This window comes from Azospirillum sp. TSH64 (assembly GCF_003116035.1).
Classification (GTDB): Bacteria; Pseudomonadota; Alphaproteobacteria; order Azospirillales; family Azospirillaceae; genus Azospirillum.
In genome coordinates this window covers 1,570,526-1,593,827 of record NZ_LGQW01000015.1, presented here as the reverse complement: position 1 = coordinate 1,593,827, position 23,302 = coordinate 1,570,526, and the positions used below count along the sequence as shown (strand labels likewise).

The following is a 23,302-nucleotide window of genomic DNA, read 5'->3' as shown; positions in this document are numbered from 1 at the left end:
AGGGTCCCCCCGCTCACGGCTTGCGGAAACGCCAGAGCCCGACATCGATGGTCCCGGCGCGGAACCCGGCCTCGCAATAGGCGAGGTAGTAATCCCACAGCCGGCGGAACCGTTCGTCGAAGCCCAGCGCCGCCACCTGCTGCCCGGCCTCCAGGAAGCGCCGCCGCCACTCCGCGCAGGTCCGGGCATAGGAGTCCCCGAAGGTCTCGACATGCTCCACCACCAGCCCGGCCCGCGCCGCTTCGGCCCGCAGGGCCGACGGGCAGGGCAGCAGGCCGCCGGGGAAGATGTGGCGCTGGATGAAATCGCAGTTGCGGCGGTAGGACGGGAAACGCGCGTCGTCGATGGTGATCGCCTGAACCACCGCCGCTCCGCCGGACACCAGCCGGTCGCGCAGCGTGGCGAAGTAGCGCGGCCAATGCTCCTCCCCCACCGCCTCGATCATCTCGATGGAAACAATGCGGTCGAAGCCGCCACCGGCATCCCGGTAATCCATCAGCCGCAGATCGACCCGGTCCGCCAGCCCGGCGCCCTCCATGCGGCCGCGGGCGAAGGCGAGCTGCTCCGCCGACAGGGTCAAGCCGGTGACCGAGGCGCCGAAGCGGCCGGCCAGATGCTCCGCCATGCCGCCCCAGCCGCAGCCGATCTCCAGCACCCGGTCGCCGGGACGCAGTTGCAACAGCTGGGCGACCCGGGCGATCTTGGCGTCCTGCGCCTCCTCCAGGCTCTGGCCCTCCCGCCCGTAGAGGGCGGAGGAATAGGTCATGCCGGGGTCGAGCCACAGCCGGTAGAAGTCGTTGCCCAAATCGTAATGGAAGGCGATGTTACGGCGGCTGCCGCGGCGGGAATTGGCATGGCTGCGGTGGAAGAGGCGGTTGGCCAGCGCCGGCGCCAGGGTGCCCTTCAGCACATTTCTCTTTGACGCGCCGCCCAACTCCCCTTCGTTGCGGATCGCCAATTCGATCAGCGCCGGCAGGTCGCCGGTGCGCCACAGCCCGTCGCCGTAGGCCTCCGCCATGCCGATGCCGCCGCCCAGCAGCAGACGCCGCGCCGCCGTCCCATCCAGCAGGGTCAGGTCGGCCCGCGGTCCCTGGGCCGGATCGCCGACGCACATCGTCCGCCCGTCGGGCAGGCGCAGGGTCAGCTCGCCCCGGCGGATGCGGCCGGCCACCCTCGCCAGGGCGCCGGTCCACAAATCCCGTCCGGTCAACAGCCGCAGCCATCGGGGCTGCCGTCGGATCCCGCCCGCAGCGATGTCGGTTGCGATATCGGTAACAACGTCGGTCATGGGCGGAAAGCCTTCTCGGAAACGGTCAGGATGGCGCTGTTCACGATGGTGACGGGATGGGCGGGGGCCGGCGGGCGCGGGCGGATCGCCAGCCCCTTGCGCCACAGATGCAGCGCCTCCCAATGGATGCCGGCCACCACCTTGGCGGTCATCAGCGGATGGCGGGCCCAGGCGCGCAGGATGGCGCCGTCGGTCAGCTCCACCCGCCGGGCGGTCAGCGCGGCGTGCAGCACCGGACCCTCGGCATCGGTCTGGCGGATCGACACCGCCATCGGCTCCCCCGCCAGCCCGCCGGGCGGGCGGATGCGGAAGTGATAGGCGGTCTCCATCTCCATGAAGGGCGAGACGTAGAAGCCCTTGTCGCAGCGCTGGCGCACCAGCCCGTCCGGTCCGGCCGCGGCCGGGATCAGATAGGCGTGGCGCTGCCCGAAGGTGTTGGACACCTCGTGGATGATGGCGGCGAGCGACCCGTCGCGGCGATGGCAGAACCAGACGCTGAGCGGGTTGAAGACGAAGCCCAGCATCCGCGGGAAGCAGAGCAGCCGGACCGGCCCTCCCCCCTCGATCCCGGCGGCGGCGAGCTGGCCCTCGGCCCAGCCCTTGAGGTCCGTCCCCATCCCGCCCAACCCCATACCGCCCAACGGCCCGAAATCGCGGTCGCGGAAGCCGAGCAGTCCGAAACGGTTGTGGGCGAACAGCCGCAGCTCGCGGTCCAGCCGGGGAAGCTCGTCCAGATCGGCCAGCAGGCTGAACACCCGGTAGGACAGCCGGTGCCGCACCGGTTTCACCCGGTGGTGCATCACGCTGCCGACATAGAGGCCGGAGGCGAAGGGCAGCCCCTCCATCACACCGCCTCCAGCGCGGCGGCACGCGGGCCCGGTACCGGCGCCTGTCCGACATGGATGCGGCCGGACTGGTTCGGCACCGTCCAGGGCCGGGACAGGCCGCCCAGGGCCTCCGCCACCGCAAGCCCGGCCTGTGCGCCGTCCTCGTGGAAGCCGGCGCCGAAATAGGAGCCGGCGAACCAGGTCCGCCGCTGCCCTTGCAAACTCCACAGCTGTTTCTGCGCCGCCAGTGCCTCCATCCCGAAGATGGGATGGTCGTAGAGGACGCTGCGCAGGATGCTGCCCTCGCGCGGCGGGCGCAGCGGGTTCAGCGTGACGAACAGGTCGCGCTCCCGGGGCAGGAAGCCTTGCAGGCGGTTCATCCAGTAGCTGACGCAAACCGCGTCCGTCCCCTGACCATCGTCCCTCCGCTCGGCCAGATAATTCCAGCTCGACCACACCGCCCGGCGCTTCGGCATCAGAGAGGCGTCGCTGTGCAGGATGGCAAGGTTGCGCTCATAGCCGAAGGCACCCAGCAGCCGGCGCTCCTCCTCGCCGGCATCCTCCAGCAGGGCCAGCGCCTGATCGGCATGGGTGGCGATCACCGCATGGTCGTGGGCGCGCACCGCACCGCGGCGGTCGCGCACCAGCACACGGCCCCCCTCGCGGCCCCCCTCGCGGACGATGCCCTCCACCGCACAGTTCAGGCGCAGGGCGCCGGGCATGTCGGCCAGGATGCGCTCCACATAGCTGCGGCTGCCGCCCTCCACCGTGCGCCAGACGGGCCGGCCCTTGATCTTCAGCAGGCCGTGATTGTCGCAGAAGCGGATGAAGGCGGCGGCGGGATGGTCGCGCATCGACTGGGCCGGGGTCGACCAGATCGCGGCGGCCATGGGCAGCAGATGGTCGCGGACGAAGGCATCGGAATAGCCGCCGCGGTCCAGCACATCGCCCAGCGTCAGCGTCTCCGCCGCCGGGCCCTGCTGCAACTCCGCCAGCAGCCCCGGCGCCTCGCGGTAGAAGCGCAGCAGGTCGGACAGCATCCGCCAGAAGCGCGGGCGCAGCAGGTTGCGCTTCTGCGCGAACAGGGTGGCGAGGGAACTGCCGGCATATTCCACCCGCCCGCCGTCCAGCGAGGCGGAAAAGCTCATGTCCGTCGCCCGCGTCGCCACGCCCAGATGGTCGAACAGCGCCACCAGATTCGGATAGCAGGGCTCGTTGTAGACGATGAAGCCGGTGTCGACCGGACCGGCGCCATCCGCCTCGACCGTGTTGGCGTGGCCGCCCGGCCGGTCCTCCTTCTCGTAGAGGGTGACGCGGTGCGACTTCGACAGCAGCCACGCCGCCGACATTCCGGCGATGCCGGAGCCGATGACGGCGATGTCGAGCGGGACCGGCGGGCTGGTCTCGGACGGAGAATGCGGCATGGGGCGGTCCTCTTTGGGGGACTTGGCGGTAACCGGCCAGGGTTTCGACGATATCCGGGGCCGCACTCTATCCGAATTGGGTAGGCTCGGCGTGTGATCGGGATACGGTGGACGGGCGCGGATGGATCATCGCGACGCTCGCGCTTTCCCGCCGCCCGGCCGAACGGAAAAAAGACAAGGGGCGGCAGTGATCCGAAGCGCAGGCGTCGGCGTAACTCCAGCATGATCGCCCCCCTCGCCACTCTTCTGACGCACGCCGCCGGAGCGGACCGGGCAAAAGCCGGGCTGGCGGCACGCGGCTGCGACGATCCGGCGGCAGCCCGGCTGTCCGCCGATCTGGTCGCGGTGGCCGCAGGTGACCGTCAGGCCTTCGCCCGGCTGTTCGCCCATTTCGCCCCACGGGTGAAGGCCTACATGCTGAAGCTGGGGATGCCGGCGCAGCGGGCGGAGGATCTGGCGCAGGACACCATGCTCTCGGTTTGGCGCAAGGCCCAGCTCTACGATCCGTCGAAGGCGGAGGCGGCCACCTGGGTCTTCACCATCGCGCGCAACCTGCGCATCGACGTGCTGCGCCGGGAACGGCATCCGGAGGTGTCCGACGACGAGTTGCTGGAGCATGAGGACGACCGCCCACCCGCCGACGAGCTGCTGGACGGCGACCGCCGCGCCCGCCGCCTGCGCGGTGCGTTGGCGGCGCTGACGCCGGAGCAGGCTGAGGTGGTTCGGCTGTCCTTCTTCGCCGACCTTGCCCATCCGGCCATCGCCGAACGGCTGGACGTGCCGCTGGGCACAGTGAAATCGCGCCTGCGTCTGGCCATGGCCAAGATCCGCAAGGCGTTGGGAGACGACGACCGATGACCGCCCACCACCCCGATGCCGCCCTGGCCCTGCTGCCGAACCACCATCCCAGCGATGCGTTGCTGGTGGCCTATGGCGCCGGCAGCCTGGGAGAGGGGCTGTCGCTGGCCGTGGCGGTTCATCTCGCCCATTGCCCCGACTGCCGCGCCACCCTGGCGGAGGTGGAGGCGCTGGGCGGCGCCCTGCTGGAGGATCTGCCGCCGGCCCCGCTGGAAAGCCTGTCGCTGGCCGCCACCCTGGACCGGCTGGACCGGGAGGAGGCGCCGGCCAACCCCTGCAAGGCCCTGCGCCTCAAGCCGTCCTTGGGCAAGCCGTCGCTGGGCAAGCCGAAAGCCGGCTCCGCGCCGCAACCGGCGATGGGGCTGCCCCGTCCGCTGCGCGCCTATGTCCCATCCCTGGACAGCCTGTCCTGGCAGCGTCTGGCCCCCGGCGTGCGGCGGGTGGAACTGCTGCCGCGCACGGCGTCCGGCGGCGCGGCGCAGCTTCTGCGCATCGCGCCCGGAACCGCCCTGCCCCACCACGGCCATGGCGGGCTGGAGCTGACCGTGGTTCTGAGCGGCCATTTCGCCGACGAACTCGGCCGCTACGGCCCCGGCGATCTGGCGGAGGTCGATGGCGACACCAACCACCAGCCCATCGCCGACAGCCACCGCGACTGCATCTGCCTGATCGCGACCGACGCGCCGCTGCGCTTCACCGGCCTGATGGGCCGGCTGATGCAGCCCTTCATCGGGCTTTAGGGGGCGGGCTTTAGGGGGCGGGCTGTAGGGGCGGGCTGTAGGCCGGCCCCCGCGAAGCCGCGGGTCACGTTGCGTCACGCAACGGCGGCCATCGGCGTCAGGCCATGGGTCAGGCGCTCCACCTCGCGCTCGAAGGCCTGCCGGTCGGCATCGGACAGATCGAACTTCACGTGCAGCCGGCCGCGCTCGCTGGACTTCACCCGCGCGGTGAGCGGCCGGGCCACCCCGTCGATCCGCAGGGTCACCATTCCGCCGGTCACTTGGTCAGGAGCGCCGGTCAGCATGGCGCCGCCCGCCGACAGGTTGGCGACGACGGCACGCACCGGGACGGCGCCGGCGATCTCCAGGCCGCAGCCCATCGACACGGCGAAACGCGGGCGCTGGCGGCGGTCGACATCGCTTGTGGCGGTTCGCACAACGCGGATCAGCACATTGCGCAGGGCGTCGATGCCGCCGGCAACGTCGTCGGCCACCGTCCGCACCTCGCCGGCGCGGTTCTGGGTGGCGTCGGCTTCGGTGGAGACGCGGCCGATGCGCAGCGACACCTCCTTCGCCGCGTCGCTGGTCTGGCTGACCGAGCGGGCGATCTCCTGGGTGGCCGCCGCCTGCTCCTCCACCGCGGCGGCGATCGAGGAGGAAATCCCGGCCACCTCGTCGATGGTTTCCGCCACCTCGCCGACGACGCCGACGGCCGATGCGGTCACCGATTCCACCTCGGCGATCAGCGAGCCGATCTCCTCGGTGGACCGCGCGGTCTGGCTGGCGAGGGTCTTCACCTCGTTCGCCACCACGGCGAAGCCCCGCCCGGCATCGCCGGCCCGCGCCGCCTCGATGGTGGCGTTCAGCGCCAGCAGGTTGGTCTGGCTGGCGATGTCGCCGATCAGCCGGGCGACGGCGCCGATACGCTCGACCGATGCCGACAGCCGTTCGATGGTGGAGCGGGCCAGCCCCGCCCGCTCCACCGCCCGGCCGGTGACCTGGGTTGCGGTGGACACCTGCATGCCGATGTCGCCGATGGAGGCCGACAGCTCCTCCGTCGCGGCGGCGACGGTTTCGGCGTTGCTCAGCGCCTGCTGTGCGGCGGCGGCGACGTTCTGGGCGTTGTCGCTGACCTGCACCGCCGATTCCGCCATGGCGCCGGCATTGCCGCTCATGCGGCCGGTCCGTTCGGCGACATGATCGACGGCGACGCGGGTCTCGCGCTCCACCTTCTCCGCCATCGCCTCCAGCGCCCGGCGCCGCTCCTCCTCGCCCCGGCGGCGGGTCTCCTCCTGGGCAAGGCGCAGCCGGGCATTCTCCCGGGCGCCCTGCTGGAAGACGCGGACGGTGTCGGCCATATGGCCGATCTCGTCCCGGCGCTCGCTCAGGCCGACCTCGACGTCCAGGCTGCCGCCGGCCAGCGCCACCATGGCGCTGCGCAGCCGCTCCAGCGGGCGGATCATCGCCGCCTCCAGGAAGACGACGCAGGCCGAGGCCATCAGCAGGATGACCAGCCCGGCGCCGGTCAGGGTCCAGCGCAGACCGTCGGCCGCCTCCCGCACCGCCCCGATGCCGCCGGTCAGCGCCTTCAGCCGGTCGGCGCTGAGGGCGACGACGCTGGCGCCCAGCGCCTCCATGCTGTCGCCCATGGCGTCGGCGACGCTGTCGAATTCGCCCATGATCCGGTTGCCGGCCTCCGGCCCGCCGTCGATATAGGCCTGCGCCATACGCCGCCCCATCTCGTAATAGGGACCGAAGGCCTTGCGGGCGCGCCCGATCTCGTCGACCACCTGCGGCAGGGCCAGCGCCTGCGCCAGTTCGGTGGCCCTGGCGGTGTGCTCCTCGAACCGGCGGGCATAGTCGGCGGCCTTCTCCGGCCCGTCATTCATGCCGTCCAGCCCGCGGGTGGCGGAAACGTCGGTCAGCCACTGCTGTGTCTGCACCACGTCGAACCGGATTTCCCCGACCAGGGAAACCAGGGGGATGACGCTGCCGACAAGGTCATGCGTATCGCGCTGCACCTCCGACAGATGGTCGGTCTGCCCGTTCATGTCGCGCATGGTGAGGACGGAGGACAGGCCGACCGCGGCGAAGACGAACACCGCGACCGCCACGACCTTCGCCCGGATCGAGATGACGTGGAGAATGCTTCCGGCAGCCATCATGATGAGGAACTTTACTGGTTAAGAGTACGAATGATCGGCGCAGGCCGAGACTGCGCACCCTAGACCTTCCACACCGTTCGGTCACCGAAAATACTTTCTTACGGATGCATATGCGACGCGAAGTCGCTGTTCTTCTTGAGAAACTCTGTGAATTCTCTTCGGAAACAAAGTAACGGCCGCCAGAGTATTCCTTGCGTCAGGCCGTCTCCTGCTCCATCGCGGCGTCGTCCGCCGGCTGGAACTGGGACGCCAGGGCATCCAGCGTTGCCTCGGCCACGCCCTCCAGCGCTTCGCAGTGCGGGTCTCCGGCCGTCCAGCCGCCATGGTCGAGCGCCTGCTGTTCCAGCAGCGAAGCCAGACGGCTGAGGCGCACGGCGCCGATGTTGGCGGCCGTTCCCTTGAGCGTGTGGGCGATGCGGACCGGCGGCACGGCGCCCCCCTCCCGCCCGGCCGCGCTGCGGATGGCGGCCACGCTGTCGCCCACCGTCCGCCGGAAGGCGACCACCGTCTGCGCCCAGGCCTCCTCGCCGATCACCGCGCGCAGCGACGAGGCCTGCCCGTCATCCAGCAGCGGGGCCGCGCGCCAGATCTCCGCCTCGGACGGGGCGGGCGACGGGGCGGCCGGGGAAATCGATGCCAGGGGCACCCGCGGCGGCAGGCCGGACTCCCCCCATGTCCCGCCCGCCGCCCGCGACGCGGCCACCGAGGCCAGCACGTCGAACAGGTCGGCGGAAACGATGGGCTTGGTCAGATAGGCGGTCATGCCGGCTGCGAGATACTCGGCGCGGTGGCCGGGCATGACGTTGCCGGTCAGCGCCACGATGGGCAGGCGGGCGGCCTCGCCCGGCATGGTGCGGATGTGCCGGGTCGCGGTGACCCCGTCCATCACCGGCATCTGCACGTCCATCAGGACGAGGTCGAAGCCGCCCTCCTCCACCAGACGCACCGCCTGCAGGCCGTCTTCCACCGCGGTCACGCGATTGCCGGCGCGGCGCAGCATGGTGACGACGATGTCGCGGTTGATCTCGTTGTCCTCGGCGACCAGGACATGCAGGCCGGCCGCCTGCGCGGTTCCGCCCGCTGCACCGCCCGCTGCCCCGCCCGCTGCCCCGCCCCCTGCCGCCGTCACCGGTTCCGGGGCGCAAGGCACGGTCAGCACCCCGGCCGACGGATCGGCGGCGGGTTCGCAGCGGACGGTGAACCAGAAGGTGCTGCCCTTGCCCTCGGTGCTGGCCACACCGATGCGCCCGCCCATCAGCGTCACCAGTTCCCGGCTGATCGCCAGCCCCAGCCCGGTGCCGCCGAAGCGCCGGGTGGTGGAGCTGTCGGCCTGGGTGAAGCGGCGGAACAGGGTCTGCTGCACATTCTCCGGAATGCCGATTCCGGTGTCGGCCACCTCGAACCGCAGGACGAAGCCGCCATCTGCCGCCCCCGTTCCGGCCGCCTCCAGCCCGACCCGCACGGACACGCCGCCCCGGTTGGTGAATTTCAGCGCGTTGCCGACCAGATTGACCAGCACCTGCCGGATGCGGCGCAGGTCGGCCCGCACCCGGTCGGGCACGGCGGGCGCCACCTCCCGCGTCAGGATCAGGCCGCGGCCGCAGGCGGTCGGCTCCAGCAGGTCGATGCTGTCGCCCAGCACGGCGCGCAGCTCGAAATCCACCGGCTCGACCTCCGCCTTGCCGGCCTCCAGCTTGGACAGGTCGAGGATGTCGTCGATGATCTGCAACAGCGCGTTGCCCGACCGGTTGGCGACGTCCAGAAGCTGGCGCTGCTCCTCGTTCAGGTTCGGCCCCTCGACCAGGGCGAGCGCCCCCAGCACCCCGTTCATCGGCGTGCGGATCTCGTGGCTCATGGTCGCCAGGAACTCGCCCTTGGCGCGGTTGGCCTGATCGGCGGCTTCCTTGGCGCGGCGCAGGCTGGCCTCGATCTCGCGCTGGGCGGTGACGTCGCGCAGCGCGCCGGTGACGTAGCGGCGGTCGCCTTCGCGCCAGCCGGCCAAAGTCACCTCCAGCGGGAACTCGCTGCCGTCCTTGCGGCGGCCGGTCAGCTCCCGGACCTCCGAGCGCGGCGCGGAGGCATCGCTCTCGCGGTAGGTGGCCAGCAGCCCGTCATGGACGGCGCCCATCGCGGTCGGCATCAGCCGGGTCATCGGCCCGCCGACCATGTCGGCCGCACGGTAGCCGAACAGCCGCTCCGCCGCGCGGTTGAAGGCGTCGATGGTGCCATGCTCGTCGATGGTGACGATCGGCTGGCCGACCGCCTCGAACATGGCGCGGTAGCGCGCCTCGCTGGAGGCCAGCCGGTTGGCGGCCAACTCCCGCTCGGTGATGTCGGTGGCCGAGCCGCGGTAGCCGCGGAATTCCCCGCTCTCGTCGAAGACCGGACGGCCGCTGACGCTGAAATAGCGCAAGCCCGCCGCCGTCATCACCCGGTAGCGGAAGTTCCGGAACGGCTCCCGCCGCTCCATCGCCTGACGGTGCCGCTCCCACTTGGGCGCATCCCCCGGTTCGCGCAGCGCGACATCCTCGCGCCTGAGGCCGATGGGCAGCGTGCCGTTGACGACATGCGGGACCAGCGGCCCGGCCAGGTTGGAGAAGCGCAGGTCGGCGTCCATCTCCCAGAACCAGTCGGACGCCGTTTCCGCCTGGTCGCGGAACCGCTCCTCGCTCTGGGCCAGCTGGCGGGCCAATGCGGCGAGCCGCGCCGTCTGCCGCGTCGCCAGCAGGGCCAGCCCGACCAGCCCGGCGCTGCACGCCACCGCCGCCAGCAGATAGACCCGCTGCCGCCGCCGCGTGTCGGCCAGGAAGGAGCCCTCGTCGAAGGCCGCGGTGACGACCAGCGGATAGGTGGACAGGGTGCGGAAGGATTGCAGGCGTGGAATGCCGTCGATCGGGCTGGCGGTGCGCACGAAGCCGGTGGGCTGGAGGCGCGCCATCTGCAGGGTCGGCGATCCGCCGACGTCCCGCCCGACGATGCGGTCGTTCATCAGCGAGCGGGCGCGCAGGATTCCGTCGGTGCCGATGATCGCCACCGCCCCGTTGGGGCCGACGTCCAGCTCCTCCAGCGAGCGGCTGAAATAGAAGGGGTCCATCGACGCGACCAGCACCCCGGCTAAGCTGCCGTCGCTGTTGTCGATGCGCCGCGTCAGCTGGATCGACCATTTGCCGGAGGCGCGGCCGAACACCGGCTTCCCGATGAACAGGCCGGTGGCCGGGTTGTTGACATGGACACGGAAATGCTCGCGGTCGGCCAGATGGATGCGGGCCGGCGCATCCTCGACGCTGGTGTGGATGAGGTCGCCATGCTCGTCGATCACCGCCAGCTGGACCAGGATGCTCGACCGCTCCACCGCCTGCCGCAGCATCTGGGTGATGCCTTGGGTCCAGCTGTCGCCATGCTCGTGGTAATCGTCGATCAGGAACAGCAGGATCTGGTCGGCCTCGGCGATGGTTCGTGTCGCCTGCTCGGCGACGACGCGGGCAAGGTTGCCGCTGTCGCGCTCGGCCCGCGCCATCGCCTCGGCATCGTCGTAATGGGCCAGCGTCAGGGCCGCCGCCCACAGTCCGGTGGCGATCACCAGGGTCGCCGTCCAGATGGCGCCGATGAAGCCTTGCAGATGAAGACGTCCACGCATCAGCGCCGCCCTCCGGCCATCCCGTCCCCGCTGCCCATCCGGCTGCCGCCGGCGGCGAGTGCCGCCACCGCGCGCGCCAGCCGCGGCAGGTCGACCGGCAACGGCAGCAGCAGGTCGGCCGGTCCGCCGGCCTCGGCAGGAAGCGGGACGGCGCCAGCCTCCGAAAGCTCCGTGCCGGCCGCACCATAGAGCACGCACAGCAGGTCCGGCCGCAGCGCCTTCAGGCGGCCGGCCAGCGCAAGGCCGGCGGGAAGCGCGCTCAGCCCCGGACCGATGACCACCGCATCGAAGAAACCCGGCTCGTCGGCGACGACGTCCAGCGCATCGCGAAGGTCGTCGCAGACCGACACCTCGAATCCCTGCCGTTCCAGCCCGGTCTGGAACCGGTCTCCGGACGCCGGGTCGGCATCGACGACCAGAACCTTGCAGGCCGGCGCGGAACTGCGCGTCGCCGGACCCGGCACCTGCCGGGGCAGCAGCGGCGGCGCCTGCTGCGGCTGCTGTGGCGGCGCGTTCTCCGGTTGCGGTGTCGCCGCCCTGGAGGTGCGGGGCGGCGGCGGGACGGCGGGAATGTGCAGCCGCACCGCCGTTCCTTCCACCGGGTGCGTCAGCAGGCTCAGCCCGCCGTCATGGAGCCGCGCGGTCAGCAGGGCTGCCGGCCAGGAGGTGCCCTCCTCCCGCTCCGACTGGCCGCGGCGGTAGCAGGCGCGGGCGGACAGCAGCGGGTCGACCAGCATGGACAGCAGGGCGTCGGCCAGCGGCGGGCCATCGACCCGCAGTTCGAACAGGATGTGCGGCCCGCGGCGCGGCGTCAGGAGCGGCCGGACGGTCCAGCCGGCGGCGTCCCGATCCGGATCGTCCTGATCCGCACCCAGCTCCGATCCCAACCCTGCCCCCAGCCCTGCCCCCAACTGGCCCGGAACCGAGGCGCGCAGGCAAAGCCGGGCATCGCCGGCCCGGCCGGAGGCGGCGAGGATCTCCGCCGCCAGACCCGCCAGGGTCCGCGCCAGCAGGTCGGCGTTGCAGACCGGATCGGGCACGCCGGGATCGTGGCGGACGGCCAGGCTGCCCGGCTGCACCGGAACGGTCCGCAGCAGTGCGGCCGCCTCGTCCAGAATGCCGACGGCCCGCTCGGGCTTCAGCGGGACCGGCTCCATCCTTGCAGCCGACACCAGCCTGCGCAGTCCGGGACCGACGCGGGTCACCGCCGCCAGGACACGGTTGGCATAGTCGGCCTGGGGCGAGTCCGCGGGCAGGTCGCTGACCAGGAAGTCGGCATAGCCCGAGACGGCACCCAGCGCATTGTTCATGTCGTGGACGATGGCGCAGGCAAGCTCGGCACGGACGTCCATCGCCGCCAGCTGCTGGCTGCGCAGCCGCTCCGCAGCCTGCCTGTCCCTTTGCCGCAACGCCTCTTCCAGCGCGGCGATGCGGACGGTGGCCCCGGCGGCCATGTCGGCAGCCATGTCGGGGACTGTGGGGGAGGCCGGCCGCCCCGGCGGCGTCACCGGACCGGGGATGGGGCCAGGGAAAGGGATGGTGGACGGGACGGCAAACGGCGTGGACTCCGCCGCCTTGTCGCGCGCGGCCTTGCGGCGCCCGGCATTCCAGACCGACAGCAGCGTCAGCCCGGCCGCCGCACCGCAGCCGGCGGCCAGCAGCGGAAGCGCCAGGGGCGCCGCCTCGCGCAGCGGGTCGAGCGCGGACAGCAGAAGCACCGCCGCACCGCACAGCGCCGCGATGGCGGGCGCGGCGGTGGCGGGCGCGGCGCGGACCGTTTGCGGAGCAGGCAGGGGATGGTCGGATGGGCTCATCGGCGACTCGGAATGCGGCCCCATTTTTTGCGGCCCTATAGCGGTTAGCCCATCTCTGCCGCACCGGACGAAGGCGTGTGACGAGAGGAGGCGACCATACCAGAACGGCCGGCCTTCCGCTGCTGGGACCAGCCCTATGCGGCAAGCGGTCTTGCCGGAGTCAGGACGACGCTTCGTCCAGGCTGCGGGACAGCAGCCCGGCCTGCTGGGCGCGGCGCACGGCGTCGGTGCGGTTGCGGGCACCCAGCTTGCGCAGGATGCGGCGGGTGTGCAGCTTGACCGTCACCTCCTGAAGGCCGAGGTGACGCCCGATCTCCTTGTTGGTCGCCCCGGTGGCGAGCATCGACAGCACCTGCTCCTCCCGGTCGGTCAGGGGCGAGGACGGCGCCCCCTCCCCCTCCAGCGGCGGTCCGTCGGCCTCCTCCGCCTCGTCGATGTCGAGCGACAAGTCGGTCATGTGCAGCAGGTCGAGCGCCACGCATTTCGGCACGAAGCTTCCGCCTTCGGCCACCAGACGCAGGGCCTGGGCCAGGATTCGGCGCGGCGTCGTCTTCGGCAGGAAGGCTTCGGCCCCGCAGCGCAGCACCTCCAGGGCGGTCAGCGCATCCTCCGCACCCGTCACCACGGCGACCGGCCCCTGGACCCCCGCCTGGCGAAGCACGGCGATCGGATTGCTTCCCTCCGCACCGGGCATCCGCCAGTCGAGCACGATCAGGTCATAGCGGAAAAGCATGGCAGGGCTGCCGTCGGCCGAAGCCGGCGCCGCAGGCAATTCCAAAAGCGAGCCGATGCAGCCGATTTCCGCATCCGGCCAAGCCTGACGGACCGACAGCTCCAACGCGTCCCGGAACAAGGGATGGTCGTCCGCCACCAGGATCTTCATCAACCAGCCTCCGCCACCCTCGGCAACCACTCGTCCCATAGTATCAAGATTTTCTGTTATACTGGCCGAAATCTTAAGTTTTCGTGGCTTCCCCATATTTCATGCCAGTCATAATTTTGCATGCCGGTCATATTTCTCCATCTCCGTCCGGCGCCGCGTCTTCATGGACGCAGGATAATATCCCCGCTATCCCATTTCCCGTCTCCACTATCCCAGACACAGCGGGTGCGCGCGCCGGCAGCCGGTTATGGTGAAGCCTAGCGATTTCTCTTCAGCGCGGCCCGGCGGTCACGCGGCGGTTTACGGAAGCGGCAACCATGGAAATGTCCCTTTTCGAGTTGCGGAGCCGGTCCACCCCCTCCACAACAACTGAATCCGCTCCGTCGATCCTGCTGGTCGACGACGACCCCGACTTCCGCGGGATGGTGCGGACGGCCTTCCAGCGCGCCGGCTACACCGTGCACGAGGCTGAGAACGGAAACGCAGCACTGGCGGTCATGGAACGGCACGCGGTCGATCTGGTGGTGACGGACATCATCATGCCGGAGGCCGACGGGTACGAGATCATCCTGCGGCTGAAGTCACAACAGTCGCGCCCGCCCCTGATTGCGGTGACCGGCGGCAGCGTGCGCCTGCGGATGGAACTGCCGGGGATGGCCCGCCTGCTGGGGGCCGAGGCGGCCTTTGAAAAGCCGGTCGACCTGAAGGCCCTGCTGGCCGAGGTCGGCCGGCTGCTCGCCGCCCGCAAGGACAGCGACCGGAAAGGCGACGCCGCAAGATGAACATCCTCATCGTCGACGACGACCGCACCAATCTGTTCATCATGGCCGCCATCGTCCGCCGCCTGGACGATGCGGAGCCGGTGACCATGGAAAGCCCGCTGGAGGCCGTCGAATGGCTGCGCGGGAACGAGCCGGACCTGATCCTTCTGGACCAGATGATGCCGGACATGGACGGCATCGAGCTGCTGCGCCACATCCGCGACGATGCGCGGCTGGACACCGTGCCGGTGGTGATGATCACCGCCAACACGGCGGTCGACATCCGCGTGCGGGCGCTCGACGAGGGCTGCAGCGATTTCCTGACCAAGCCGGTGGTCGTGCCGGAGGTGCAGGCGCGCCTGCGCAACCTGCTGGCGCTGCGCCACAGCCGCGCCCTGCTGCGCGACCGCGCCGCCCTGCTGGCTGCCGAGGTCGAGCGGGTGACCGCCGCCCTCCAGCGCCAGGGCGAGGAGCTGGTCAACCGCCTGTCGCGCGCCGCCGAATACCGCGATCCGGAGACCGGCGCCCACATCGAGCGGATGGCGCTCTATTCGAAGCTGGTCGCCGAAGCGGCCGGCTGCGGCGGCGCCTTCGCCCAGGAGCTGATGAAGGCGGCGCCGATGCACGACATCGGCAAGATCGCCATCCCGGACATGATTCTCTTGAAGCCGGGACGCCTGTCGCCGGAAGAGATGACGGTGATGCGGCAGCACGCCGCCATCGGCCACCGCATCCTGGCGGACAGCCCCATCCCGCTGCTGCGTCTGGCGGCGGAGATCGCGCTCAGCCATCACGAGAAGTTCGACGGCAGCGGCTATCCCAACGGTCTGGCCGGGACGGACATCCCGCTGTCCGGCCGCATCGTCGCCATCGCCGACGTGTTCGATGCCCTGACCTCCGCCCGCCCCTACAAGCAGTCCTGGACGCTGGAGGAGGCGCGCGCCTACATGGCCGAGAACCGCGGCCGCCATTTCGACCCGGCGCTGCTGGACGCCTTCCTGTCGCGTTGGGACGACGTGTGCAGGATCCACCACGAGAACGCCGAAGAGCCGTCCGACCTCGTTCCCGAAGCGATTCATCACTGAAAAGCGCGGCTGAAAGGACGTGCCTGAACGGGCGCGAGGGCCGGTGAGGCCCTCGTTTCACGATCCGCCCTTGATTCGACCTGCCCTCAGTTCACGATCCGCCAGGTCCCGTCGGACTGGAGGCAGGCGGTGCCGTAGACCGGCTGAGGCCGGCCGCCGACCATGGCGCTGCTCTGGTATTCGCGGCATTGCTGGCCGCTTCGCGAATAATAGACCGGTCCGGCCGGATCGGCGCCGACCGTGGCCGGAGGCGGTGCATAATATTGCACCGGCGGCGGCGCGTAGACGACCGGCGGCGGCGCGTAATACTGCACCACCGGCGGGGGCGGCGCGTAGTAGCGGTACGGGTGGTAATAGCCGTAGGCCGGGAAAATCGGTCCAACGCCGATGCCGACCGATACCGACGCGCGCGCCTGTGCAGCACCCGGAACGGACATCACGGCGGCTGCGGCCGCAACCGCCAGCATCGCAGCACCCAGGGCGACCGCCCTCCGCACCGTCTTCATCTTCGTCTCCCGGCCTCTATCTCCCGGCAGCGGTCCGCGGAAACCGTCCCGCCGGCCGCCTGAGATATGGCGCCATCATACACCGGTCCCGCGGCGCATCACAGGGGCTGCGCGCGGGGGCCGCATGCAGGATTGTCAGATGTCGAGCGGCAGGTTGTCCGGGTCGAAGCCCAGCTGCTCCACGATGGCGCGGGCGAGCGGAATGCTGGTCTCGAACCGCCATTCGGCCATGCCGGGACGGTATTCCGAAACGTTGGGGCGGCCATTGGCGAAGCGGCGCGGATGCAGCTCGTACCAATAGATGTCGTTGAGGCCGACACCCTGTTCCTTCGCATAGGCCTCGGCGATGCGGGGCCAATCGTTCACGGCCGGCTGGGGCAACCCGGCCGCTTTGGCGATGTCGGTCTGTTCCAGGAAGGCGACGATGCGCTTCCCCTCGCGCTCGAAATCGGCGACCCGGATGGTGACGGGCTGCTTTCCTTCACGCTGATAGGTCCACTCGCGGTTCTTTTCAACCAAGGCCTTGTCCACGGCAAATGCTCCGGTTCACTCCTGCAAAGGCTAACCGACAGGCCCGCCTTAATCCAACTGTTCCGTTGCCTTTCCCGAACGGGCACGAGCCTTTGGCCCCTGCGCCGCCGGTCATGGCGGATCGAAGGTTACCAAAGCACGCCGCTTTTTCTTTGTATACGGGAATTGTGACGCCCGGCCGTCGCCGGGCGCCCGTCTTCCCATCCGGTCACTGCCCTCCGGCCAATTCCCTCCCCAATTGCTCCCTCAATATCCCAGCGTCATCCCGTCGGGATTGCGCGGGTCGGAAAAGCCGTACAGGCCGTCCTCGCGCAGTTGGATGGTCTGGGTGCGGCCCATCGTCGGCTTGACCGCCACCTTGTGGCCCATCTGCTCCAGCAGGCGGACGGTGTCGGGGCTCAGCCCCTTCTCCACCCGCAGCTCGTCGGGGGTCCACTGGTGATGGACGCGCGGCAGGGCGGCGGCCTCGGCCGGATTCATGCCGAAGTCGATGTGATCGATCACCGTCTCCATGGTGGTGGTGATGATGCGGCTGCCGCCGGGGCTGCCGGTGACCAGCCAGGGCTTGCCGTCCTTCAGCACGATGGTCGGCGACATCGAACTGAGCGGCCGCTTGTAGGGCTGGACGGCGTTGGCGTCGCCGCCGACCAGACCGAAGGCGTTGGGCACGCCCGGCTTGGCCGAGAAATCGTCCATCTCGTTGTTCAGCAGGATGCCGGTGCCTTCGGCGACGATGCCGCTGCCGAAATTGAGGTTCAGCGTGTAGGTGGTGCTGACGACGTTGCCCTGGTTGTCCGCCACCGAGAAATGGGTGGTCTGGTCACTCTCGTAGGGCGCCGGCTTGCCGGGCTTGATGCTGCCGGCCGGGGTCGCCTTCTCCGGATCGATCTTCGCCGCCAGCTCGTCGGCATATTTGCGCGAGGTCAGGCCCTTCACCGGCACCTTGGTGAAGTCGGGATCGCCCAGATATTCGGAGCGGTCGGCATAGGCCAGCTTCATCGCCTCCGCCATCAGGTGGATCGACCTGGCGCTGTCCGGGCCGTACTCCTTCAGCGGCCAGCGCTCCAGGATGTTCAGCATCTGGATGATGTGCGTCCCGCCGGAACTGGGCGGCGGCATCGACTTCACGGTATAGCCGCGGTAGCTGCCGCTGACCGGCTCGCGCTCCACCACCTTGTAGGCCTTCAAATCGTCCTTGGTGATGTAGCCGCCGTGGCGGGACATCTCGGCGGCGATCCTGTCGGCGATGGCCCCCTCGTAGAAGGCCTTCGGCCCCTGCTGGGCGATCGACTCCAGCGAATTGGCGAGGTCGGGGTTGGCCAGCGTCTCGCCGGCGGTCAGCGGGCGGTTGTCCTTGAAGAAGATGGCTCGGGTGGAGTCCCAGGCGGCCAGATGGTCGCGCTCGACCTCCAGCAGCCCGGCGAGCTGCGGCGTGACGGTGTGGCCCTCGCGGGCCAGCTTGATCGCCGGGGCCAGCACGTCGGCCAGCGTCATCGTGCCGTATTTTTCCAGCGCATGGGCCAGCCCGGCGACGGTACCGGGGATGCCGACCGCCAGATGGGTGTAGAGCGAGCGGTCGGGGACCACCTTGCCCTGCTGGTCGAGATACATGTCGCGGAAGGCCTTGGCCGGCGCCATCTCGCGGAAGTCGATGGCGACGTCCTTGCCGCTCTTGGCGTCATGCACGACCATGAAGCCGCCGCCGCCGATGTTGCCGGCATTGGGCAGCACCACCGCCAGGGCGAAGCCGACGGCCACCGCCGCATCGACCGCGTTGCCGCCGCGCTTGAGGATGTCGACGCCGATCTCGGTCGCCAGCCGGTGCTCGGAGGCCACCATCCCGTTCCGGCTGCGGACGGGATAGAAGATGTTGTAGCCGAGGTCGTAGCGGACCGAAGCCGATGCCGATGCGGGGGCCGGGGCCTGGGTCGATACCGGGGCCGCAGCGGTCTGGGCGGGCGCAGGCACCGGCAGCACCAGGGCGGAGCCGACGCAGAACGCCGTCACCGCCGCACTGGTGGACCGGGGTCGGAAAGCGGGGAACCACATGCGGTGAAACTCCTGAGCGGGACGTCAGGTCGGGGGCTGCTGCCCGGGCCCCGCAGGATGTCACACCCGCGGTCCCCGGTCTTCACCCCGTCGCTGGCCTGCCCAACAATTCACCATCAGGGTTAATGGCGTCACACATTCCCGTGACCGGACTGCGTCATCCGGTGACGGGATGGACCCGTCGCGGGGCGGATCAGTAGGTTTCCGCCATGCGCGAATGGTCGACGGCCTGCGACTCGCCATAGGAGCCGCCATGGCCCAGCCGGTCCTGGTGATCGCCGGACAGGCGGTCCTTCAGCGGGCAATGGCCGCTCATGCCGCGGGCGACCAGCGCGGCGCCGACCAGGCCCATGATGGCGCCGGGAATGCTGGCGCCCTTGCGCAGCCCGCCCGCCGCGACGGCAAGGCCGAGGCCGGTCGAGACGATGCGCTCGCCCATGCCGAGGTTGGTGTGGCCTTCAAAGACGCTGTCATAGGCGTCGCGGATCGTGGATTGGGCGTTCATGGCTTCTCCGGGGGCTAAAATGGGTGGGATCGCCCTTCCAACGCCGCCACTCCCCCGATGTTCCCCACGAGGCCTTCCCGAAACGCCGCCCTGCCCTCACCCCTCGACCGACGCCATGTCGCGGATGGAGCGGACCAGCCGCGACGGTTCGATCGGTTTGGACAGCACCGTCAGCGACACTTCGCGCACCGCGGCGGTGGAGGTCAGATCCTCGGCATAGCCGGTGACCATCAGGATCGGCGTCTCGTCCTGGCGGGCGCGCAGGGTGCGGGCCATCTCCAGCCCGGTCATCCCCGGCATCATGTGGTCGGTGACGATCACGTCCGGCCGGAACCCATGGTCGAGCAGCGACAGCGCCGCCGCCGCATCGGCCGCCTCGCGCACGGCGAAGCCGGCCTGGGCCAGATAGCCGGCGGTGGCGGAGCGCACCAGTTCCTCGTCGTCCACCAGCAGGATGGCGCAGCCGGCGCCAATCGCTGCCGTGTCCGTTACCTTCGTCCTCGCCGGCGGCGGCGCAGGCGGTACCGCGGCCACGTCCGCCGCCTGCTCGGCGCGCGGCAGATAGAGCGTCACCGTGGTGCCCAGCCCTGGCCGGCTGTCCAGTTCCACCCCGCCGCCGGACTGGGTCGCCAGCCCATGCACCATGCTGAGGCCGAGCCCGGTGCCGCGCCCGACCTCCTTGGTGGTGAAGAAGGGCTCGAAGGCGCGGGCGGCGACTTCGGCCGCCATGCCGGTGCCGGTGTCGCGCACCCGCAGGACCACATAGTCGCCGCCCGCGAGCCCCTCCACCTGCACCGGCAGCGGACCGGCGCCCGGCAACCGGCCGGCAATCGCCGGATCGCCAGCCGCCGGCTCGCCGGCCTCCGGGCTGGCCACCGTCCGGTTGCCGGCCAGAATCCACAGCGTGCCGCCGCCGGGCATGGCGTCGCGGGCGTTCAGCGCCAGGTTCAGCACCGCCATTTCCAGCTGGGTCGGGTCGATCATCGCCGGCCACAGGCCGGGTGCCACCTCCGTCTCGACCCGCACCGACTGGCCCAGCGTGCGGCCGAGCAGGCGGCTGCTCCGCTCCACCAGCGTCGCGACATCGACCGGGACCGGGCGAAGCTGCTGCCGGCGCGAGAAGGCCAGCAGATGCTGGGTCAGGGTGGCGCCCCGCTCGACCGCCTGCAAGGCCAGCCGGGCCGGGCCGGCGATGCGCTCGTCCTCGGTGCGGCTGTCGATGACGTGCAGGTTGATACCGATGGCCTGGAGCAGGTTGTTGAAATCGTGGGCGACGCCGCCGGTCAGCTGGCCGATCGCCTCCATCTTCTGGCTCTGGCGCAGCGCCTGTTCGGCCTGCTCCCGTCCCTCCACGGCGCGGCGGGCGGCATCCATCGCCCGCGTCGCCGCCTCGTAGGCGCTGAACTGGCGGGCCAGCGCCCACAGCGACAGCAGCAGCGCCGCGATGCCGACGGCGCTCGCCGCACCGATGGTCCAGGCCTGGATGCGCCATTTGTCCAGCACGGCGTCCAGCCTGCGCGTCACGTTGACCACCAGCGGATAGTCCGCCAGCGCCCGCGTCGCCACCAGACGGGCGCCGTCGTTCAGCCCGCCGGAGGAGAAATAGACGCCGGACTTGGCGCGCTCCAGCACCTTCAGGAACTGGCGCTGGCCCAGCGGCCGGCCGATGTCCGGCAGCACCGGGTGGCGGGCCAGCAGGATGCCGTCGCGGCGCCACAGGCTGATGCTGCCGTCGCCATCGGGCTGCAGCGCCTTGTAGATCCTCTGGAAATAGCTCAGCTCGATGGCGCCCAGCACCAGCCCGACGAAGCTGCCGTCCCGGCCGCTGATGCGGCGGGCCAGATAGACCGTCCAGCTGCCGTTGCCGCGATTCTGCACCGGTTCGCTGATGAACGGGGCGGTGGTGTCGTGGTCGCGCAAATAGGCGAAGTAATCCCGGTCGGACACGTTGACCGGCGGGATCGGGTAATAGCGCGAGAAGTTGATCAGGTGCCCGTCGGCCGCGATCATCGTCACCGCATCCAGCTGCGGCAGGCCGGTGATGCGCGCCCGCAGCATCTGGTAGGTGTCGCGCCCGCCCATCCGGCGGACATACTCCTCCGGCGTGTCGATCCCGTCCGACTTCAGCTGCTCGATGATGGTGGTCAGCACCAGATCGACGCTCTGAGTCGCGCTGGCCGTCTGCTCCGCCAGCGACAGGTTCAGGGTGGACAGCTCGCGCTCCGCCCCCTCCATCTCGCGGTCGCGCATGCTGTCGATGTATTGGACCGTCGCCGCCAGCAGCACGGCGACCGACAGCCCGCCGATCAGCAGCAGGACGCGCAGGGGCCGGCTGGCGCGCAGATGGGCCTGCCAGTGCCTGATCGGCGGAATCGGCATTCCACCGTTTGGCATTCCACCATTCGGTTGCGCGGTCCTGTCGGAAGAGATCAAGGCTTGCCTATGGTTTAGGGACGCAACTATCGACCGGAATGATCCGGACGCCATAGCGCCGCGTCAAGCTCATCGAGTTCAATAGGACTTTAATGCGGCTGGTTCCTCCTGCCAGCCCCATCCGATCTCCAATCGGCCCCCAGTCGGCCCCAAATCGGCCTATGATCAGGCCCGCACCCGCACCCGCGCCGGCAGTCTCAGCACCGACAGGGCCAGCCCGGCGAACACCAGCAGTCCGCCGGCCAGCTTCGCCGTGGTGAAGGTCTCGCCCAGAAGCAAGGCACTGGAACTCATGCCGAAAATGGGGACGAGCAGCGAGAAGGGCGCGACCAGGCTCGCCGGATAATGCCGCATCAGGAAGCCCCACGCGGCGAAGCCGAACAAGGTCGCCCCCGCCGCGATGTAGATCAGCGAGCCGACTCCGACCACTGTCAGGGTGGTGAAGGCATGGACGATGCGGTCCGGCCCCTCCAGCGCCAGCGACATCGCCAGCAGCGGCAGCGGTGGAACGAGGCTGACCCAGACCAGCAGGCTGAACAGGTCGGGGGCCTTGGCCTGCTTCATCACGATGTTCGCAACACCCCAGGCCGCCGCCGCCGCCAGCGTCAGCCCGAGACCGAGCAGCGAATCGCCGGCCGGCATCTCCAGCGCGATCAGCCCGACGCCGGCGAAGGCGACGGCCATGCCGCCGACCTGACGCGGCCCCGGCCGGTCGCCGAGCGCGAAGGCGGCGAAGATCGCGGTGAAGAAGGCCTGCGCCTGCAACACCAGCGAGGCCAGCCCCGCCGGCATGCCGACGTCGATGCCCAGGAACAGCAGCGGGAACTTGACCACGCCCAGCATCACGCCGATGCCGATGACATAGCGCCAGGGCACCGGCGGCCCCTTGCCCCAGCCCAGCACCACCACCGGCAGCGCCGCCAGCGCGAAGCGCAGGCAGGAGAACAGCAGCGGCGGGAAATCGCGCAATCCGACCTTGATCGCGACGAAGTTCAGGCCCCAGACGGCGGCGACCGCCACGGCGAGCAGGATGTGGGAAGCGCGCATGATCGGAAGGCTAAACGGGCCCTGCCGGACCGGTCAATCGGCGGCGGAGCGCGCGGCCAGCGTGGCTGACCTGCGCGTCACCCCCACGGGCGGGGAGCAGGTTTTACGACTCCGCGTGCAGGATCCGGCATTCGTCCGATGCGTTGATCGCCCAGGACGATCCCGACAGCAGCATCGTGCCGATATCCCCCAACCCGCTGCTGCGGAAGCTGACGCGGTGGGCGCGGGCGAGCGGCTCCATCTCCTCCAGGAACCCCTTGGTCGGCACGGCGACGTAGAGGCTGCCGTTGGGCAGGCCGCGGGCGCTCAAGGACAGGCGCGGCCCCAGGTCGGACATCACCGCCAGGTCGTAGCGTTCGCCGGGCTTCACCGTCGCCCCGCTGTCCGACGGGGTGAAGCCCGACAGGATGAAGCCCGACTCGGCGGCGGCGGTGCGGAAGCTGAGGCGCGGGGCGGCGTTCTGGCCGACCGGGATGCCGCGCTCGGCGACGCAGAAGGGCTTGCCGCCGGGGGGCGTGTGGATGGTGACGGTCCAGCCCTTGCCGGAGCTGAAGGGTTTGGACGGCCCGTCCGGCAGCCCGGCTGCGGGTTGTTGGGCCGCTGCCGGCGGCGGCGGCACGGTCTCGCAGGCGGACAGCGCCAGCGCCAACCCGGTCAGCAGCGCCCCGGTCAGCAGGGCCGAAGGCGTCGCCGCCCGGACGGCATGGCGGTCCCGCAGGACCGGCCGCAGTCGGACGACGGGTGCAAGGTGCTGCCGATCCATCGCGGCG

18 protein-coding genes are annotated in these 23,302 nt (G+C 70.3%); 4 read left to right on the top strand and 14 right to left on the bottom strand.

Features of this window, described 5'->3' with window-relative positions; all coding sequences use genetic code 11:
• Nucleotides 1–13 precede the first annotated feature (13 nt).
• Genes TSH64_RS08785 through TSH64_RS08775 form a run of 3 tightly spaced genes read right to left on the bottom strand, consistent with a single transcriptional unit; the run spans nucleotide 14 to nucleotide 3,539 of the window.
• Nucleotides 14–1,288: a cyclopropane-fatty-acyl-phospholipid synthase family protein gene (locus TSH64_RS08785; protein ID WP_109096420.1), complete on the bottom strand. Its 1,275-nt coding sequence runs from the start codon at nucleotides 1,286–1,288 to the stop codon at nucleotides 14–16.
• Nucleotides 1,285–2,133 (bottom strand): DUF1365 domain-containing protein, encoded by an 849-nt coding sequence (locus tag TSH64_RS08780; protein ID WP_199237514.1) that lies wholly within the window; start codon nucleotides 2,131–2,133, stop codon nucleotides 1,285–1,287. The genes TSH64_RS08785 and TSH64_RS08780 overlap by 4 nt, the downstream gene beginning before the upstream one ends.
• Complete coding sequence (locus tag TSH64_RS08775) at nucleotides 2,133–3,539, bottom strand: FAD-dependent oxidoreductase (protein ID WP_109096419.1); 1,407 nt, start codon at nucleotides 3,537–3,539, stop codon at nucleotides 2,133–2,135. The genes TSH64_RS08780 and TSH64_RS08775 overlap by 1 nt, the downstream gene beginning before the upstream one ends.
• 222 nt (nucleotides 3,540–3,761) lie before the next feature.
• Here TSH64_RS08775 and TSH64_RS08770 point away from each other — a divergent pair, with 222 nt between their 5' ends.
• Both TSH64_RS08770 and TSH64_RS08765 read left to right on the top strand, forming a co-directional pair.
• On the top strand, nucleotides 3,762–4,397 hold the full coding sequence (locus tag TSH64_RS08770; protein WP_109096418.1) for a sigma-70 family RNA polymerase sigma factor: 636 nt from the start codon (nucleotides 3,762–3,764) through the stop codon (nucleotides 4,395–4,397).
• The gene (locus TSH64_RS08765) at nucleotides 4,394–5,137 is read left to right on the top strand and encodes a ChrR family anti-sigma-E factor (RefSeq protein ID WP_109096417.1); all 744 of its coding nucleotides are present in this window, start codon (nucleotides 4,394–4,396) and stop codon (nucleotides 5,135–5,137) included. Before TSH64_RS08770 ends, TSH64_RS08765 begins: the two co-directional genes overlap by 4 nt.
• A gap of 74 nt (nucleotides 5,138–5,211) precedes the next feature.
• Here the strand turns inward: TSH64_RS08765 and TSH64_RS08760 are convergent, their stop codons facing one another.
• From TSH64_RS08760 to TSH64_RS08745, 4 genes are all read right to left on the bottom strand, one after another.
• Nucleotides 5,212–7,281, bottom strand: coding sequence for a methyl-accepting chemotaxis protein (locus TSH64_RS08760; protein ID WP_247872821.1), 2,070 nt, complete (start codon nucleotides 7,279–7,281; stop codon nucleotides 5,212–5,214).
• 196 nt (nucleotides 7,282–7,477) lie between these two features.
• Nucleotides 7,478–10,918, bottom strand: a complete 3,441-nt coding sequence (locus tag TSH64_RS08755; protein WP_109096416.1) for a PAS domain S-box protein — start codon at nucleotides 10,916–10,918, stop codon at nucleotides 7,478–7,480.
• Nucleotides 10,918–12,732, bottom strand: coding sequence for a two-component hybrid sensor and regulator (locus TSH64_RS08750; protein ID WP_109452430.1), 1,815 nt, complete (start codon nucleotides 12,730–12,732; stop codon nucleotides 10,918–10,920). The genes TSH64_RS08755 and TSH64_RS08750 overlap by 1 nt, the downstream gene beginning before the upstream one ends.
• 160 nt (nucleotides 12,733–12,892) lie before the next feature.
• Nucleotides 12,893–13,615: a response regulator transcription factor gene (locus tag TSH64_RS08745; RefSeq protein WP_109096415.1), complete on the bottom strand. Its 723-nt coding sequence runs from the start codon at nucleotides 13,613–13,615 to the stop codon at nucleotides 12,893–12,895.
• A gap of 317 nt (nucleotides 13,616–13,932) precedes the next feature.
• Here TSH64_RS08745 and TSH64_RS08740 point away from each other — a divergent pair, with 317 nt between their 5' ends.
• Both TSH64_RS08740 and TSH64_RS08735 read left to right on the top strand, forming a co-directional pair.
• Entirely contained in the window at nucleotides 13,933–14,397 is a 465-nt protein-coding gene (locus tag TSH64_RS08740; protein ID WP_109096414.1) for a response regulator, read from the top strand.
• Nucleotides 14,394–15,461 carry an HD domain-containing phosphohydrolase gene (locus tag TSH64_RS08735; protein WP_109096413.1) on the top strand — a complete coding sequence of 356 codons (1,068 nt, stop codon included), beginning with the start codon at nucleotides 14,394–14,396 and terminating at the stop codon, nucleotides 15,459–15,461. Before TSH64_RS08740 ends, TSH64_RS08735 begins: the two co-directional genes overlap by 4 nt.
• Nucleotides 15,462–15,547: 86 nt before the next feature.
• On the opposite strand, the gene TSH64_RS08730 is transcribed toward TSH64_RS08735, so the two are convergent.
• The 7 genes from TSH64_RS08730 to TSH64_RS08700 form a co-directional block, all read right to left on the bottom strand.
• Nucleotides 15,548–15,967: a hypothetical protein gene (locus TSH64_RS08730; RefSeq protein ID WP_109096412.1), complete on the bottom strand. Its 420-nt coding sequence runs from the start codon at nucleotides 15,965–15,967 to the stop codon at nucleotides 15,548–15,550.
• A gap of 135 nt (nucleotides 15,968–16,102) precedes the next feature.
• Complete coding sequence (locus TSH64_RS08725) at nucleotides 16,103–16,498, bottom strand: hypothetical protein (protein ID WP_109047856.1); 396 nt, start codon at nucleotides 16,496–16,498, stop codon at nucleotides 16,103–16,105.
• Between the two features lie 246 nt (nucleotides 16,499–16,744).
• Nucleotides 16,745–18,547, bottom strand: coding sequence for a gamma-glutamyltransferase (gene ggt, locus TSH64_RS08720; protein ID WP_109096411.1), 1,803 nt, complete (start codon nucleotides 18,545–18,547; stop codon nucleotides 16,745–16,747).
• A 193-nt stretch (nucleotides 18,548–18,740) separates the two neighbouring features.
• Nucleotides 18,741–19,052 (bottom strand): DUF2892 domain-containing protein, encoded by a 312-nt coding sequence (locus tag TSH64_RS08715; protein ID WP_109096410.1) that lies wholly within the window; start codon nucleotides 19,050–19,052, stop codon nucleotides 18,741–18,743.
• Between the two features lie 96 nt (nucleotides 19,053–19,148).
• Entirely contained in the window at nucleotides 19,149–21,431 is a 2,283-nt protein-coding gene (locus tag TSH64_RS08710) for a hybrid sensor histidine kinase/response regulator (protein WP_158285361.1), read from the bottom strand.
• Between the two features lie 219 nt (nucleotides 21,432–21,650).
• Nucleotides 21,651–22,532 carry an EamA family transporter gene (locus TSH64_RS08705; protein ID WP_109096408.1) on the bottom strand — a complete coding sequence of 294 codons (882 nt, stop codon included), beginning with the start codon at nucleotides 22,530–22,532 and terminating at the stop codon, nucleotides 21,651–21,653.
• A gap of 103 nt (nucleotides 22,533–22,635) precedes the next feature.
• The gene (locus TSH64_RS08700) at nucleotides 22,636–23,295 is read right to left on the bottom strand and encodes a hypothetical protein (RefSeq protein ID WP_109096407.1); all 660 of its coding nucleotides are present in this window, start codon (nucleotides 23,293–23,295) and stop codon (nucleotides 22,636–22,638) included.
• Nucleotides 23,296–23,302 lie beyond the last annotated feature (7 nt).